The following is a 13,457-nucleotide window of genomic DNA, read 5'->3' on the forward strand; positions in this document are numbered from 1 at the left end:
ACGCGATATGAGCAGCGACAACCCTCCCCAGAGCCCTGAGCAGAGCCGGAAGCCGCGTGTCGCCGTCGTCTTCGGCGGCCGCAGCTCCGAGCACGCGATCTCCGTCGTCACCGCCGGCGCCGTGCTGCGCGCCATCGACCGCACCAAGTACGACGTGCTGCCGATCGGCATCGCCGCGGACGGCCGTTGGGCGCTGACCGCCGACGACCCCGAGCGGATGGCGATCACCGGCCGCGAGCTGCCGTCCGTCGCGCAGCTCGCCGACTCCCCGGACGGCACGGTGGTGCTGTCCGCCGACCCCACCTCGCGCGAGATCGTCTACACCGAACCGGGCGCCGTGCCCAAGGCGCTGGGCGACGTCGACGTCGTCTTCCCCGTGCTGCACGGCCCGTACGGCGAGGACGGCACCCTCCAGGGGCTGCTGGAGCTCGCCGGGGTGCCCTACGTCGGCTCCGGCGTCCTCGCGTCCGCCGTCGGTCAGGACAAGGAGTACATGAAGCGCGTCTTCACCTCCTTCGGACTGGCCGTCGGCCCGTACGAGGTGATCCGGCCGCGCGAGTGGGAGAACGACCGCGACGCCGCCCGCCGGAAGATCGCGGACTTCGCCGGGGACCACGGCTGGCCGCTGTTCATCAAGCCCGCCCGCGGCGGCTCCTCCATGGGCATCACCAAGGTCGACGGCTTCGACGGCCTCGACGAGGCCATCGAGGAGGCCCGCCGCCACGACCCGAAGATCATCGTGGAGGCGCTGCTGCGCGGCCGCGAGATCGAGTGCGGGGTGCTGGAGTTCGAGGACGGGCCGCGCGCGAGCGTGCCCGCCGAAATCCCGCCGGTCTCCAGCCACGACTTCTACGACTTCGAGGCCAAGTACATCGACTCCTCGCCCGGCCTGGTACCCGCGCCGCTCACCGCCGAGCAGACCGAGCGCGTCCGGGAACTGGCCGTACGGGCCTTCGACGCGGCGTCCTGCGAGGGCCTGGTCCGCGCGGACTTCTTCCTCTGCGAGGACGGCGAGTTCGTCATCAACGAGATCAACACGCTGCCCGGCTTCACGCCCATCTCGATGTACCCGCGGATGTGGCAGGAGAGCGGCGTCAGCTACCCGCAGCTCGTGGACCTCCTCGTACAGGCCGCGCTGCGCCGCACCACGGGGCTGCGCTGAAGGACGCTCGGCCGAGCGCCTTCAGATCCCCGTCGGGACGGTCCGCCGCACGGCGTCGGCGAAGTCGGTGAGCGCGCTCACGTCACCGGCTTCGCCCGTGTACTTGGCCGGGATGACGATCTCGACGAACGCCTTGCGCAGCGTCGTCGTGGCGCGGACGCCGCCGTCCGGGAGCCGTTCGGGCAGCCACGAGACCCCGTTGAGCTCCATGGCGTCCGCGCTGGGGTTGTAGTGTTCGTTGCCGGGCGTGAGGATCTTCGGCCGCGGCCCCCCGCAGCGCAGTTCGATGGCCGGATCGCCCCAGGCCGCGGTGTAGTCCGAGGCAGGCACCGTCGTCCGCCGCTGCATTCCGTTCACGGCATCGGGGAGCTTCGCGTGCAACGCCCGGCAGTACCCGGCCTCCGCCGCCGACGGCGAGGGGGCGCTCACGTTCGCGCCGCCGCCCGTGGACGAGCAGCCGACGGCGGTCAGTACGGCGACGAAGGGCAGCCAGCCGCGCGGGCGGATGGAAAATCTCACCGGCCGAGCATACGGGGGGACTAGATATGGACCACCGGGCAGGTCAGAGTGCGGGTGATGCCGTCCACTCGCTGGATTCTGGCGACCACCATGCGGCCGAGTTCGTCCACGGTCTCGGCCTGGGCGCGGACGATCACGTCGTACGGACCGGTCACGTCCTCGGCCTGTATCACGCCTGCGATCTTCGCGATGACTTCGGCCACGGTCGACGCTTTGCCGACCTCGGTCTGGATCAGGATGTACGCCTGTACCACGGAACCTCCTGGGCGGCGACGAGGATCATGTGGGGGAAAGAGACGCCACGGTACCGCGTCGCCGCACGGCGCGGGGAGACCCGCGCGGCCTGCGCGGCGCGGCGATCAGCGGAGCACGAGTGCGAAGGGGCAACAGGATGAAGGGCACCGTGGGCGAGTTGGGGGAATTCGGGCTCATCAGAGAGCTCACTTCCCGGCTCACCACCACCCCGGCGGTACGGCTCGGGCCGGGGGACGACGCGGCGGTGGTGGCGGCCCCCGACCGGCGCGTAGTGGCCAGTACGGACCTGCTGCTGGAGGGACGGCACTTCCGCCGTGACTGGTCCACCGCCTACGACGTCGGGCGTAAGGCCGCCGCGCAGAACCTCGCCGACATCGCCGCGATGGGCGCGGTGCCCACCGCCGTCCTGCTCGGCCTCGTCGTCCCCGCCGAACTCTCCGCCACCTGGCCGACCGAGCTGATGGACGGCATCCGCGACGAATGCCAGGTCGCCGGCGCGGCCGTGGTCGGCGGCGACGTGGTGCGCGGCGAGACGATCACCGTGGCCATCACCGCCCTGGGCGACCTGCGCAACCACGAACCCGTCACCCGCTCCGGCGCCCAGCCCGGCGACGTGGTCGCCGTCACCGGCTGGCTCGGCTGGTCCGCCGCCGGGCACGCCGTGCTCTCCCGCGGCTTCCGCTCCCCCCGCGCCTTCGTCGAGGCGCACCGCAGGCCCGAACCGCCGTACCACGCGGGCCCCGCGGCCGCCGGGCTCGGCGCCACCGCCATGACCGACATCAGCGACGGCCTCATCGCCGACCTCGGCCACATCGCCGACTCCAGCAAGGTCCGGATCGACCTGCACACGGCGGCGATCGACGTGCCCAGCCAGATGCACGACATCGGGCAGGCCGTCGGCGTCGACCCGCTGCACTGGGTGCTCGGCGGGGGAGAGGACCACGCGATCGTGGCCACCTTCCCGCCGGACGTGAAACTGCCCGCCCGCTGGCAGGTCATCGGCGACGTGCTCCACCCGTCCGCGCTGCCGCAGGTGACCGTGGACGGCGCGCCCTGGGAGCAGGCCGGCGGCTGGGACCACTTCGGCGACCTGGAGACGGACGAGTAGGGCCGGCGGGCCCGGCCGGTGCGCGGCGGTGACGGTAGATTCGCCCGTATGCCAAGCGAGATAACCACACCGCCACGCGTGCTCACCGTCGCCGGATCGGACTCCGGCGGCGGCGCCGGCATCCAGGCCGACCTCAAGACGATGCTGGCGCTCGGCGTGCACGGCATGAGCGTCCTCACCGCCGTCACGGCGCAGAACTCACGCGGTGTGCAGGGCGCGTGGCCGCTGCCCGCCGAGGTCGTCCGGGCGCAGTTCCGCAGCGTCGTCGACGACATCGGCGTGCAGTCCGTCAAGACCGGCATGCTCGCCTCGGCGGAGCTGGTCGAGACCGTCGCCGACCTGCTCGTGGGCGTCGAAGCGCCGGTGGTCGTCGACCCGGTGGGCATCTCCAAGCACGGCGACGCGCTGCTCGCCGCCACCGCGCTCGACGCGGTCCGTACGAAGCTGCTGCCGGCGGCGACCGTCGCCACCCCCAACCTGGACGAGGTGGCGCAGCTCACAGGCGTACACGTGACGGCCGAGGACGATCTGCGGCGGGCGGCGGACGCGGTGCTCGGCTACGGGCCCACCTGGGCGCTGATCAAGGGCGGGCACCTCGCGGGCGACGCCGTGGACCTGCTCACGGACGGTGCCGAGGAGCACTGGCTGCGGTCAGAGCGGCTCGACAACCGGCACACCCACGGCACCGGCTGCACGCTCGCCAGCGCCATCGCCTCGGAGCTGGCCAAGGGGCGTACGGTCCCGGCGGCGGTGGCCGGGGCGAAGGAGTACGTCACGGGGGCGATCGCGGCGGGCTTCCCGCTGGGCGGCGGCATCGGCCCGGTGGATCACGGGTGGCGCACGCGCCGCTGAGCGGCCTCTCCCGCATGCCCGCGGGCATGCGAAAGGCCGGTCCGTACGGGACGGACCGGCCTGTCAGGCAACCGGAGGGGGCTGCGCCACGACGTAACCGTCGGTGCGAGACCGGCTCACCCCCGCTGGTGCGGGGAGGACCGCTCGCTAGCGCGAGACCTTGCCGGCCTTGATGCACGAGGTGCAGACGTTGAGCCGCTTCGGCGTGCTCCCGACCACTGCACGCACCCGCTGGATGTTGGGGTTCCAACGGCGGGGGGTACGGCGGTGCGAGTGCGAAATAGCGTTGCCGAAGCCCGGCCCCTTGCCGCAGACGTCGCAGTTGGCAGCCACGGGTCACTCCAAAGACTTCAGATGCTCTTACGGTGAATTCCCGGCACTCCGACATCGAGAACGTATCGATGACCGGCGGTACCAGGGGGAATGGCCTGATTCTCATCAGGCAACCGGAGCAGCATACAACGACCGCTCCCGTACAACGAAACTACCATGACGGCCCTGGCCCCCGCCCCGGGCGGCCCACCGCCCCGGCACTACTGTGCCGACCTGTGCCCGTGGCCCGCGGACGCCGCGGAGGCGGCGAGCCGGGGCGCACATCGGGCCCGGGCGGATCTAGGAGGAGGAACACAGGTGCCGCACACGACGCGGGTGCCGCACACGCTGGACGCCGCCGCGGTACGCACCTGGTGCGCCCTGGCGCTGGACGAGCTCGGCCGGGCCCGCGAGGAGATCGACGCGATCAACGTCTATCCGGTCGCCGACGGGGACACCGGCACCAACCTGTACCTCACCGTCGAATCCGCCGCCCGGGCCGTCGACGCCGCCTTCGACGGGCACGCCGCCACGGAGGCCGTGCCCACCCTCGCCGACGCCGTACGGGCCATGGCGCACGGAGCCCTCATCGGGGCGCGCGGCAACTCCGGCACGATCCTGGCGCAGCTGCTGCGCGGCATGGCGCAGGTGCTGGCGGAGGACGGCCCCGACGGCGGCGCTCAGGGGGGCGTGAGGGCGATCGGGACGCGTGAGGGCGCCGATGCGCTCCGGCGCGCGCTCCGGCAGGCCGCCGACTCCGCGTACACCGCCGTCGCGCACCCCGTCGAGGGCACCGTGCTCACCGTCGCCGCGGCCGCCGCCGACGCCGCGGGGAAGGCCGAGGGAGACGGCGCGGACGTGGCGCGGGCGGCCTGCCTGGGGGCGCGCACCGCGCTCGACGCCACCCCGGACCAACTCCCCGACCTCCGCCGCGCGGGCGTCGTGGACGCGGGCGGCCGCGGGCTGGTCGCGGTCCTGGAAGCCCTCGTACGGACCCTGTCAGGGGCCCGTCCGGACGCCCGTACACCTGCGCCCGGCATGCCGGCGGCAGCGGTCGCGCGGGCGTCGTGCGACTGCCCGGGCGGCGGCACGCACCCGGCCGCGGACGGGCCCGCCTTCGAGGTGATCTACCTCCTTGAGGCGGACGACGACGCCGTCACGGCGCTGCGGACCCGGCTCGACGCCCTGGGCGACTCCCTGGTCGTCGTCGGCGGCGACGGGCTGTGGAACGTCCACGTCCACGTGGACGACGCAGGGGCGGCCGTCGAGGCGGGCATCCAGGCGGGACGGCCGCACCGCATCCGCATCACGCACTTCGGGGCGGACGCCGCGCAGGCACGCGCCGCGAGGCGCCCGGAGGAGCGCGCCGAGACGCCGGAGCGCCGGCCGCGCGCCCCGCGGGCCGTCGTCGCCGTGGTGCCCGGGGAAGGGCTGGCCGGGCTCTGCGCGGAGGCCGGGGCGACCGTGGTGGCGACCCGGCCGGGGGAGCCGCCCGCCAGCGGCGAGCTCGTCGACGCGATCCGGCGCGCGCACGCGCGTGAGGTCGTCCTCCTGCCCAACGCCGCCGACCTGCGGCACACCGCCGCCGCTGCCGCCGAACAGGCCCGCACCGAGGGCGTACGGGTCGCCCTGATCCCCACCCGGTCCGCGGTGCAGGGCATCGCCGCGCTCGCCGTGCACGAGCCCGGCCGCCGCTTCGACGAGGACGTCGTCGCCATGACATCCGCCGCCGGGGCCACCCGCTCCGCGGAACTCGCCGTCGCCGAACGGCAGTCCTGGACCATGGCCGGCGTGTGCCAGGCCGGTGACGTACTGGGCCTCATCGACGGCGACGTCGCCGTGATCGGCGCCGAGCTGCCGGCCACCGCCGAGGCCGTCCTGGACCGGATGCTGGCCGCGGGCGGCGAGATGGTCACCCTGGTGCTCGGCGCGGGGGTGCCGAACGCCGTCGCGGACCGCCTGGAGCGGTACGTACGCGACGGCCACCTCGCCGTCGACACCGTCGTCTACCGCGGCGAGCAGCAGTCCGCGCCGCTGCTCATCGGCATCGAATAGCGCCGCCCGCGGCGGCTCCGGCGGCGGTGGCGCGGCGTTGTCACACCCATGGTGTGCAATGGACCGCGTGCCCGCGCTCGATGAACCACTGAAGAAGATCCTCGGCGGCAACACCGCGAAGGTGATGGCCGAACACCTCGACCTGCACACGGTCGGCGACCTGCTGCACCACTACCCGCGGCGGTACGCGGAGCGGGGCGAGCTGACCCGCCTCGCCGACCTGCCGCTCGACGAGCACGTCACGGTCGTCGCGCAGGTCGCCAAGGCGGCCATGAAGACCTTCAACCACGGCAAGGGCGTCCGCCTGGAGGTCGTGGTGACGGACGGCAGCGGATCGCTGACCCTGGTCTTCTTCGGCAGGGGCGCGTACGCGCGCGAGAAGGAGCTGCTGCCGGGGCGGCGGGGCATGTTCGCGGGCAAGGTCTCCGTCTTCAACCGCACCCGGCAGCTCCTGCACCCCGATTACGAGCTCCTGGACCGGGAGAGCGGCAGCGAGGCCGCCGAGTCCTTCGCCAACCAGATGGTGCCGATCTACCCGGCGTGCAAGCAGTTCCAGGCGTGGAAGCTCACCAAGGCCGTCTCCACCCTCCTGGACCTCTTCGAGGCGGAGAACTGGGAGCACGTCGTCGACCCGCTGCCGACGGCGCTGCGCGAGAACCGCGGCCTGGCCGAACTGCCCGACGCCTTCCGCAAGGTCCACCGCCCGCGCACCAAGGCCGACATCGCCTTCGCCCGGGACCGGCTCAAGTGGGACGAGGCGTTCGTCCTCCAAGTCGCCCTGGCCCGGCGGCGGCACGCCGACGCCCAGCTCCCGGCCGTGCCCCGGCGGCCCGTACCAGGCGGCCTGCTCGACGCCTTCGACGCCCGGCTCCCCTTCACCCTCACCGACGGCCAGCGCAAGGTCTCCGCCGAGATCTTCGACGACCTCGCCACCGACCACCCCATGCACCGGCTCCTCCAGGGAGAGGTCGGATCCGGGAAAGCGCAGCCCCTCGATTCCCTGGTGCTCACTCCACAGGGTTTCCGGCCCATGGGAGAGATGGCGGTCGGCGACGAAGTCGTGGTGCCCAGTGGCGAGCGCGCTGTCATCGACGGCGTCTTCCCACAAGGTGAGCGCGACGTGTGGCGCATGTCCCTGTCCGACGGAACGACGGTGGAGTGCGACGACGAGCACCTATGGATCGTAGGCACCAGTTGTGCCTGGGCCCGGGGTCAGGAGCCCAAGGTGATGACGACACGTGAGATCCGGTCGGACCTCTGCAAAGCGAATGGATCGTCCAAGTGGTATCTCCCCGTCGCGAAACCGGTCGATCTTGAGGATGAGGCGGACCTCGCCTTCGATCCCTATTTCTTCGGTCTTCTCCTGGGGGACGGTTCGTTCCGGCACAACCTGCGGCTGTCCAGTGTCGACGAGGAGATCCTGGAGGCGGTGAGAGGAGCCGTGAGCCCCGATTGCACGCTCGTACCTGTGATCGGGTCCACGTGTGACTACACCATCCGGCTCGCAGGGCCCAGGAGCGGTGCGCGGCGAAATCCGGTGATCCAGGAGCTGCGCGATCTCGGGCTGTGGGGCCTGACGTCGCATGGGAAGTTCATCCCCCGCGCTTACAAGCACACGACGGTCAAGAACCGCCTCGCTCTGCTCCAGGGACTCATGGACACGGACGGCACGGTGGGGGCGGACGGACTGGATGTTTCCTTCTGCTCGGCCTCCCGCCGATTGGCGGATGATGTGGCCTGGCTCGTGCGTTCGCTCGGAGGCCGGGCGCGGGTCTTCACGAAGAAGGCCGCTTACATCGTCGCGGTGGGGCTGCCCGACGCCTATGTGCCCTTCAGGCTGAGCAGAAAGGTGAACCGCACGCGTCCCCGCCCGAAGTACAAGACCTTCCGACGGGGTATCCGGGAAGTCGACTACGTCGGCCGGAAGCCGGTTCAGTGCATCAGCGTCGCGCACCCGAGCCACGCCTACGTGACGGATCACTTCACGGTGACGCACAACACGATGGTGGCGCTGCGCGCCATGCTCGGGGTCGTGGACACCGGCGGGCAGGCCGCGATGCTCGCGCCGACCGAGGTGCTCGCGCAGCAGCACCACCGGTCCATCACCGAGATGATGGGCGAGCTCGCCGAGGGCGGCATGCTCGGCGGGGCCGAGCAGGGCACCAAGGTGGTGCTGCTCACCGGGTCCATGGGGATGCCGGCCAGGCGGCAGGCGCTGCTGGACCTGGTGACCGGCGAGGCCGGGATCGTCATCGGCACGCACGCGCTGATCGAGGACAAGGTGCGGTTCCACGACCTCGGGCTGGTCGTGGTGGACGAGCAGCACCGCTTCGGGGTCGAGCAGCGGGACGCGCTGCGGGCCAAGGGCAGCCAGCCGCCGCACCTGCTGGTGATGACGGCGACGCCGATTCCGCGGACCGTCGCCATGACCGTCTTCGGCGACCTGGAGACGTCCGTGCTCGACCAACTCCCGGCCGGGCGCTCGCCGATCGCCTCCCATGTGGTGCCGGCCAAGGACAAGCCGCACTTCCTGGCGCGCACCTGGGAGCGGGTGCGCGAGGAGGCCGAGGGCGGCCACCAGGCGTACGTGGTCTGCCCGCGCATCGGCGACGAGCCGGAGGAGACGAAGAAGAAGACAGGGGCGAAGAAGGAAGAGGCCGAGGACGACGGGCCGGACGGCGAGCGCCGGCCGCCGCTCGCCGTCCTCGACATCGCCGAGCAGCTGTCCGCGGGGGCGCTGAGCGGGCTGCGCGTGGAGGTGCTGCACGGGCGGATGCAGCCGGACGCGAAGGACGACGTGATGCGGCGCTTCGCCGCGGGCGAGGTGGACGTGCTCGTCGCGACGACCGTCATCGAGGTCGGCGTCAACGTCCCCAACGCCACGGTCATGGTGATCATGGACGCGGACCGGTTCGGCGTCTCCCAGCTCCACCAGCTGCGCGGCCGGGTGGGCCGCGGCTCGGCGGCGGGGCTCTGCCTGCTGGTGAGCGAGGCGCCCGAGGCGAGCCCGGCGCGCGCCCGGCTCAACGCTGTCGCCAACACCCTCGACGGCTTCGAGCTGTCCCGGATCGACCTGGAGCAGCGACGCGAGGGCGACGTGCTCGGGCAGGCGCAGTCCGGCGTCCGCTCGTCGCTGCGGATGCTCGCCGTCATCGACGACGAGGAGGTCATCGCGGCGGCCCGCGAGGAGGCCGTCGCCGTCGTCGCCGCCGACCCGGAACTCGACGGATTCCCCGCGCTGCGCACCGCGTTGGACGCGCTCCTCGACGACGAGCGGGAGCAGTATCTCGACAAGGGCTGACAGGGGATGACGGGCCTGTGCGCCCGGTCGCGCGGGGGCGCGGAGAGGCCCGAACGAGCAGAGGAATTGTCAGACCCCCCTGAGAGAATGGACACAGTCCGAACCGATCCGCTCCAGGATCGGCTGAGTTGGGCCATAGGGGGCTGCTTTCATGTCGTTCCGCCACATCAACGAGCTGCCGCTCGGCGACAAGATCTTCCGGATCGAGCTCGCCAGCGACGACGACGCCACCGTCACCCTGACCCTCACCGGCTGGCAGGAGGACGCCCCGGAGGCGCTGCTGGCCTCCGGCGCCCTGACGCTGCCGCTGACCGAAGTCCCGCCGCTGCGCATCGCGCTCAACCGCGCGCTGCGCGCCCTCGCGCTCGTCGCCGACGTCGCCGAGCCGATCCCGGACCGGGACGTGCTGCGCGAGCTGTTCCCCGGCCACGGCGCCCCCTGGGTGCCCCAGCACGAGGAGGACCTCGCGCACCGCTTCCACGGCGGCGAGACCATAGCCCGGATAGCCGCGCGCTTCGGACGTACGCCGGACTCGGTGCGTACAAAGCTCCGCGAGCTCGGCCACGACCCGCGCCGCCCCGAGTACTGCCCGCCCGACGGCTGCCTCTCCTGGTCGCGCTACGTCTCGCCGGCGCTCCTCGGAGCGGGCGAGGCCCCCGGCGACGCTCCCGGCGTCTGATCCCCGCCCGGCCTGTCCCGTAAGGCCCGGGCGGGCCGCATCCGGCGGCGGCGCCAATAATGAGACGGCAGCGTGTGCACGTCGAACGGAAGGGTGAGCCACCACCATGACCCGCGTTATCGCCGGTGCGGCCGGAGGGCGGCGCCTCGCGGTGCCGCCCGGCGGCGGCACCCGCCCCACCTCCGACCGGGCGCGCGAGGGCCTCTTCTCCACCTGGGAGTCGCTGGACGGGCCGCTGGCCGGGGCGCGGGTCCTGGACCTGTACGGCGGGTCCGGCGCGGTCGGCCTGGAGGCGCTGTCCCGCGGCGCGGAACACGTCCTGCTCGTCGAGGCCGACGCCCGCGCGGCCCGCACCATCCGGGAGAACGTCCGCGCCCTCGGCCTGCCCGGGGCCGAGGTCCGCGCGGGCCGGGCCGAGCAGGTCGCCGCCGCGCCCCCGCCGGACCGCCCGTATGACGTCGTCTTTCTCGATCCGCCGTACGCGGTGGGGGACGACGAGCTGCGGGAGATACTCCTCACACTCCTGGCCCAGGGCTGGCTCGCGGGTGAGGCGCTCGTCACCGTGGAGCGCAGCACCAGAGGCGGCGAGTTCCGGTGGCCGGAGCGGTTCGAGGGGCTCAGGGCCCGTCGCTACGGCGAGGGGACGCTTTGGTACGGTCGCGCCGCCTCATGTCGCACAGCCGCGTCATGACCGGATCGGAGAGCGAGGAACCACTCTTGCGCCGCGCAGTCTGTCCGGGGTCCTTCGACCCCGTCACCAATGGACACCTCGACATCATCGCCCGCGCTTCCAGGCTGTACGACGTCGTCCATGTCGCCGTGATGATCAACCAGTCCAAGCAGGGGCTGTTCACGGTCGACGAGCGGATCGACCTGCTCCGCCAGGTCACCGTCGAGTACGGCAATGTGCAGGTGGAGTCCTTCCACGGCCTGCTCGTCGACTTCTGCAAGGAGCGCGACATCCCCGCCATCGTCAAGGGGCTGCGGGCCGTCAGCGACTTCGACTACGAACTCCAGATGGCCCAGATGAACAACGGGCTGTCGGGCGTGGAGACGCTGTTCGTCCCCACCAATCCCACCTACAGTTTCCTCTCCTCCAGCCTGGTGAAGGAGGTCGCGGCCTGGGGCGGCGACGTCGCGCACCTGGTGCCGCCGCTGGTGCTGGAGTCCCTCACCGAACGGCTCGCGAAGCGCTGACGGGCTGACGGCGCGTCAGCAGGTGTCGGGCGGGGGCCCACTGGCCGTACAGTCGGTCCCGTCCCGACCCTTCGGCCGTAGAAAGTGGCGAGCACCCAGGTGGACGTGCAGAAGAAGCTCGACGACATCGTCGCGACCGTCGGCGGCGCCCGGTCCATGCCCATGTCGGCCTCGTGCGTGATCAACCGGGCCGAGCTGCTCGCCCAGCTGGAAGAGGTGCGGGCCGCGCTGCCCGGCTCGCTCGCCCAGGCGCAGGAGCTCATCGGCGGCCGGGAGCAGATGGTCGAGGACGCCCGCCAGGAGGCCGAGCGGATCATCGAGTCCGCGCACGCCCAGCGCGGCTCGCTGATCTCCGACACCGCGGTCGCCCGGCAGTCCCAGGACGAGGCCGACCGCATCCTCTCGGAGGCCCGCCGGGAGGCCGAGGAGATCCGCGCCGAGGCGGACGACTACGTCGACAGCAAGCTCGCCAACTTCGAGGTCGTCCTCACCAAGACCATCGGCTCCGTCGACCGGGGCCGGGACAAGCTGCTGGGCCGCGACGGGGGCCCCGACGGCTTCGCGGACGCGGACGGCCAGTTCGACGAGGGGCCCGAGCGCAGCGCCGACCCGCAGACCCAGCGCCACCGCGCCGACGAGTACGTGGACACCAAGCTGGGCGCGGTGTCGGCCGTGCTCGCCAAGACCCTGGAGGCCGTCGGGCGCGGCCGGCAGAAGCTGCTCGGCGTGCGCCCCACGGACGAGCTGGGCGCGCTCGCGGACGCCCAGGACGGCTTCGGCTCCGGCGGGCACACCACCGACGCGGACTTCCTCGCCGGGCTCGCCCTCCCGCAGGAGCAGCCCGACCGCGCCGGCGTCCCGGCCGCCCCGATCCAGCCCCCGCAGCCGCAGGTCCAGGAGGTCCAGCACCAGGACCACGGCCAGGCCCAGCCCGATTACTACGGGGCGACCGCGGGGTACCAGCAGCAGGACGCGTACGGCTATCAGCAGCAGTACGCGCAGCAGCCGGACCCGTACGCGGCGCAGGGCGGCTACCAGCAGGACGCCTACGGCTGGCAGGGGCAGCAGGCGTACGACCCGAACGCCGGGTACGTCGCCGATCCGCACCTCCAGCACCAGGTCCATGAGGGCCACCAGCAGCAGGCCGCGGCCCTCGACGAGACCAGTCTCTTCGACACCAGCATGATCAATCTCGACCAGCTGCGCGCGTACGAACAGGGCCGCTGACCCCGCCGCTGCCGCGCCGGGCGGGCCCCTCGGGGCGCGGATTGGGTGTACAGCGACAGGTCCAGTATCCTGGCTCTTCGGTCGCGTGTACGTCCGCGATCACGGCTGCCCCAGCACATCCGCACCGGGCGGCCGTCACCGCAGCGTAGAAAGCAGGAAGCCCTGAACGCCCACCTCGACCACCGTGCCCCTCTCGTGTTCGACACACGCGAGCTGGGTCGGCGTCCCGGTGCGCTGAAGCGGGTCTCCCGCACTGTCGCCGCCCCCGCCGACCTCGGCATCGAGGTCATCCGGGTGGCGGAAGGCGCGACCGTGGAGCTGGACCTCCGACTGGAGTCGGTCATGGAAGGGGTGCTTGTCACAGGCACCGCCCGTGCGCCGCTGACAGGGGAGTGCGTAAGGTGTCTGGAGCCGCTGGAGCGAAAGCTCGACGCGGACTTCCAGGAGATGTTCTCCTACCCCGACGCCGACGTCCGGAGCCGCACCGCGGACACCGGCGACGACGCCGAGGAAGATGAGGACACTCTCTTCATCGAGGACGACATGTTCGACCTCGAACCCGTGCTGCGCGACGCGGTGGTGCTCGCACTGCCGCTGCAGCCGGTGTGCCGGGAAGACTGCCCCGGCCTGTGCCCCGAGTGCGGGGCGCGGCTGGCGGACGACCCGGACCACCACCATGAGGCCGTCGACATCCGTTGGGCGGCTTTGCAGGGACTCGCCGGGACCATCCAGGACGGCGAGAAGGACAACGCCCCCCGCGCCAGCGGGGATGAACCTCAGGAGAAGTAGC

Annotated in this window: 13 protein-coding genes; 10 read left to right on the plus strand and 3 right to left on the minus strand. The window is 72.2% G+C overall.

Annotated elements, in window-relative coordinates:
• The first annotated feature begins 7 nt into the window (after window positions 1–7).
• Entirely contained in the window at window positions 8–1,162 is a 1,155-nt protein-coding gene (locus tag AB0I22_RS29970; RefSeq protein ID WP_363134082.1) for a D-alanine--D-alanine ligase family protein, read from the plus strand.
• Window positions 1,163–1,183: 21 nt separating this feature from the next.
• On the opposite strand, the gene AB0I22_RS29975 is transcribed toward AB0I22_RS29970, so the two are convergent.
• Together AB0I22_RS29975 and AB0I22_RS29980 are read right to left on the minus strand one after the other, a co-directional pair.
• Window positions 1,184–1,681 (minus strand): DUF3515 domain-containing protein, encoded by a 498-nt coding sequence (locus AB0I22_RS29975; RefSeq protein ID WP_363134083.1) that lies wholly within the window; start codon window positions 1,679–1,681, stop codon window positions 1,184–1,186.
• Between the two features lie 20 nt (window positions 1,682–1,701).
• The gene (locus AB0I22_RS29980; protein WP_363134084.1) at window positions 1,702–1,935 is read right to left on the minus strand and encodes an Lrp/AsnC ligand binding domain-containing protein; all 234 of its coding nucleotides are present in this window, start codon (window positions 1,933–1,935) and stop codon (window positions 1,702–1,704) included.
• Between the two features lie 137 nt (window positions 1,936–2,072).
• Here AB0I22_RS29980 and AB0I22_RS29985 point away from each other — a divergent pair, with 137 nt between their 5' ends.
• Window positions 2,073–3,044, plus strand: a complete 972-nt coding sequence (locus tag AB0I22_RS29985; protein WP_363134085.1) for a thiamine-phosphate kinase — start codon at window positions 2,073–2,075, stop codon at window positions 3,042–3,044.
• 48 nt (window positions 3,045–3,092) lie between these two features.
• The gene (gene thiD, locus AB0I22_RS29990; protein ID WP_363134086.1) at window positions 3,093–3,896 is read left to right on the plus strand and encodes a bifunctional hydroxymethylpyrimidine kinase/phosphomethylpyrimidine kinase; all 804 of its coding nucleotides are present in this window, start codon (window positions 3,093–3,095) and stop codon (window positions 3,894–3,896) included.
• Between the two features lie 147 nt (window positions 3,897–4,043).
• Here the strand turns inward: thiD and rpmB are convergent, their stop codons facing one another.
• Complete coding sequence (gene rpmB, locus AB0I22_RS29995) at window positions 4,044–4,229, minus strand: 50S ribosomal protein L28 (RefSeq protein WP_078645170.1); 186 nt, start codon at window positions 4,227–4,229, stop codon at window positions 4,044–4,046.
• 297 nt (window positions 4,230–4,526) lie between these two features.
• Here rpmB and AB0I22_RS30000 point away from each other — a divergent pair, with 297 nt between their 5' ends.
• The 7 genes from AB0I22_RS30000 (at window position 4,527) to AB0I22_RS30030 (ending at window position 13,456) form a co-directional block, all read left to right on the plus strand.
• Window positions 4,527–6,263, plus strand: a complete 1,737-nt coding sequence (locus AB0I22_RS30000; protein ID WP_363134087.1) for a DAK2 domain-containing protein — start codon at window positions 4,527–4,529, stop codon at window positions 6,261–6,263.
• A 58-nt stretch (window positions 6,264–6,321) separates the two neighbouring features.
• Complete coding sequence (locus AB0I22_RS30005; RefSeq protein WP_363134088.1) at window positions 6,322–9,564, plus strand: helicase-related protein; 3,243 nt, start codon at window positions 6,322–6,324, stop codon at window positions 9,562–9,564.
• Between the two features lie 151 nt (window positions 9,565–9,715).
• Window positions 9,716–10,243, plus strand: coding sequence for a hypothetical protein (locus AB0I22_RS30010; RefSeq protein ID WP_363134089.1), 528 nt, complete (start codon window positions 9,716–9,718; stop codon window positions 10,241–10,243).
• Window positions 10,244–10,349: 106 nt separating this feature from the next.
• Window positions 10,350–10,934 (plus strand): 16S rRNA (guanine(966)-N(2))-methyltransferase RsmD, encoded by a 585-nt coding sequence (rsmD, locus tag AB0I22_RS30015; protein WP_363134090.1) that lies wholly within the window; start codon window positions 10,350–10,352, stop codon window positions 10,932–10,934.
• Window positions 10,931–11,440 (plus strand): pantetheine-phosphate adenylyltransferase, encoded by a 510-nt coding sequence (gene coaD, locus AB0I22_RS30020; RefSeq protein WP_363134091.1) that lies wholly within the window; start codon window positions 10,931–10,933, stop codon window positions 11,438–11,440. The genes rsmD and coaD overlap by 4 nt, the downstream gene beginning before the upstream one ends.
• 99 nt (window positions 11,441–11,539) lie before the next feature.
• On the plus strand, window positions 11,540–12,667 hold the full coding sequence (locus AB0I22_RS30025; RefSeq protein ID WP_363134155.1) for an ATP synthase F0 subunit B: 1,128 nt from the start codon (window positions 11,540–11,542) through the stop codon (window positions 12,665–12,667).
• 195 nt (window positions 12,668–12,862) lie between these two features.
• Window positions 12,863–13,456, plus strand: a complete 594-nt coding sequence (locus AB0I22_RS30030; protein ID WP_363134092.1) for a YceD family protein — start codon at window positions 12,863–12,865, stop codon at window positions 13,454–13,456.
• The last annotated feature ends 1 nt before the right edge of the window (window position 13,457 follow it).

The organism is Streptomyces sp. NPDC050610 (genome assembly GCF_040654875.1).
Lineage (GTDB): Bacteria > Actinomycetota > Actinomycetes > Streptomycetales > Streptomycetaceae > Streptomyces.

What these genes read in the sequence shown, in the direction of transcription:
- AB0I22_RS29970 (WP_363134082.1), top strand. Translation starts at nt 8, where the DNA reads ATGAGCAGCGACAACCCTCCCCAGAGCCCTGAGCAGAGCCGGAAGCCG.
- AB0I22_RS29985 (WP_363134085.1), top strand. Translation starts at nt 2,073, where the DNA reads ATGAAGGGCACCGTGGGCGAGTTGGGGGAATTCGGGCTCATCAGAGAG.
- thiD (WP_363134086.1), top strand. Translation starts at nt 3,093, where the DNA reads ATGCCAAGCGAGATAACCACACCGCCACGCGTGCTCACCGTCGCCGGA.
- AB0I22_RS30005 (WP_363134088.1), top strand. Translation starts at nt 6,322, where the DNA reads ATGGACCGCGTGCCCGCGCTCGATGAACCACTGAAGAAGATCCTCGGC.
- AB0I22_RS30010 (WP_363134089.1), top strand. Translation starts at nt 9,716, where the DNA reads ATGTCGTTCCGCCACATCAACGAGCTGCCGCTCGGCGACAAGATCTTC.
- rsmD (WP_363134090.1), top strand. Translation starts at nt 10,350, where the DNA reads ATGACCCGCGTTATCGCCGGTGCGGCCGGAGGGCGGCGCCTCGCGGTG.
- coaD (WP_363134091.1), top strand. Translation starts at nt 10,931, where the DNA reads ATGACCGGATCGGAGAGCGAGGAACCACTCTTGCGCCGCGCAGTCTGT.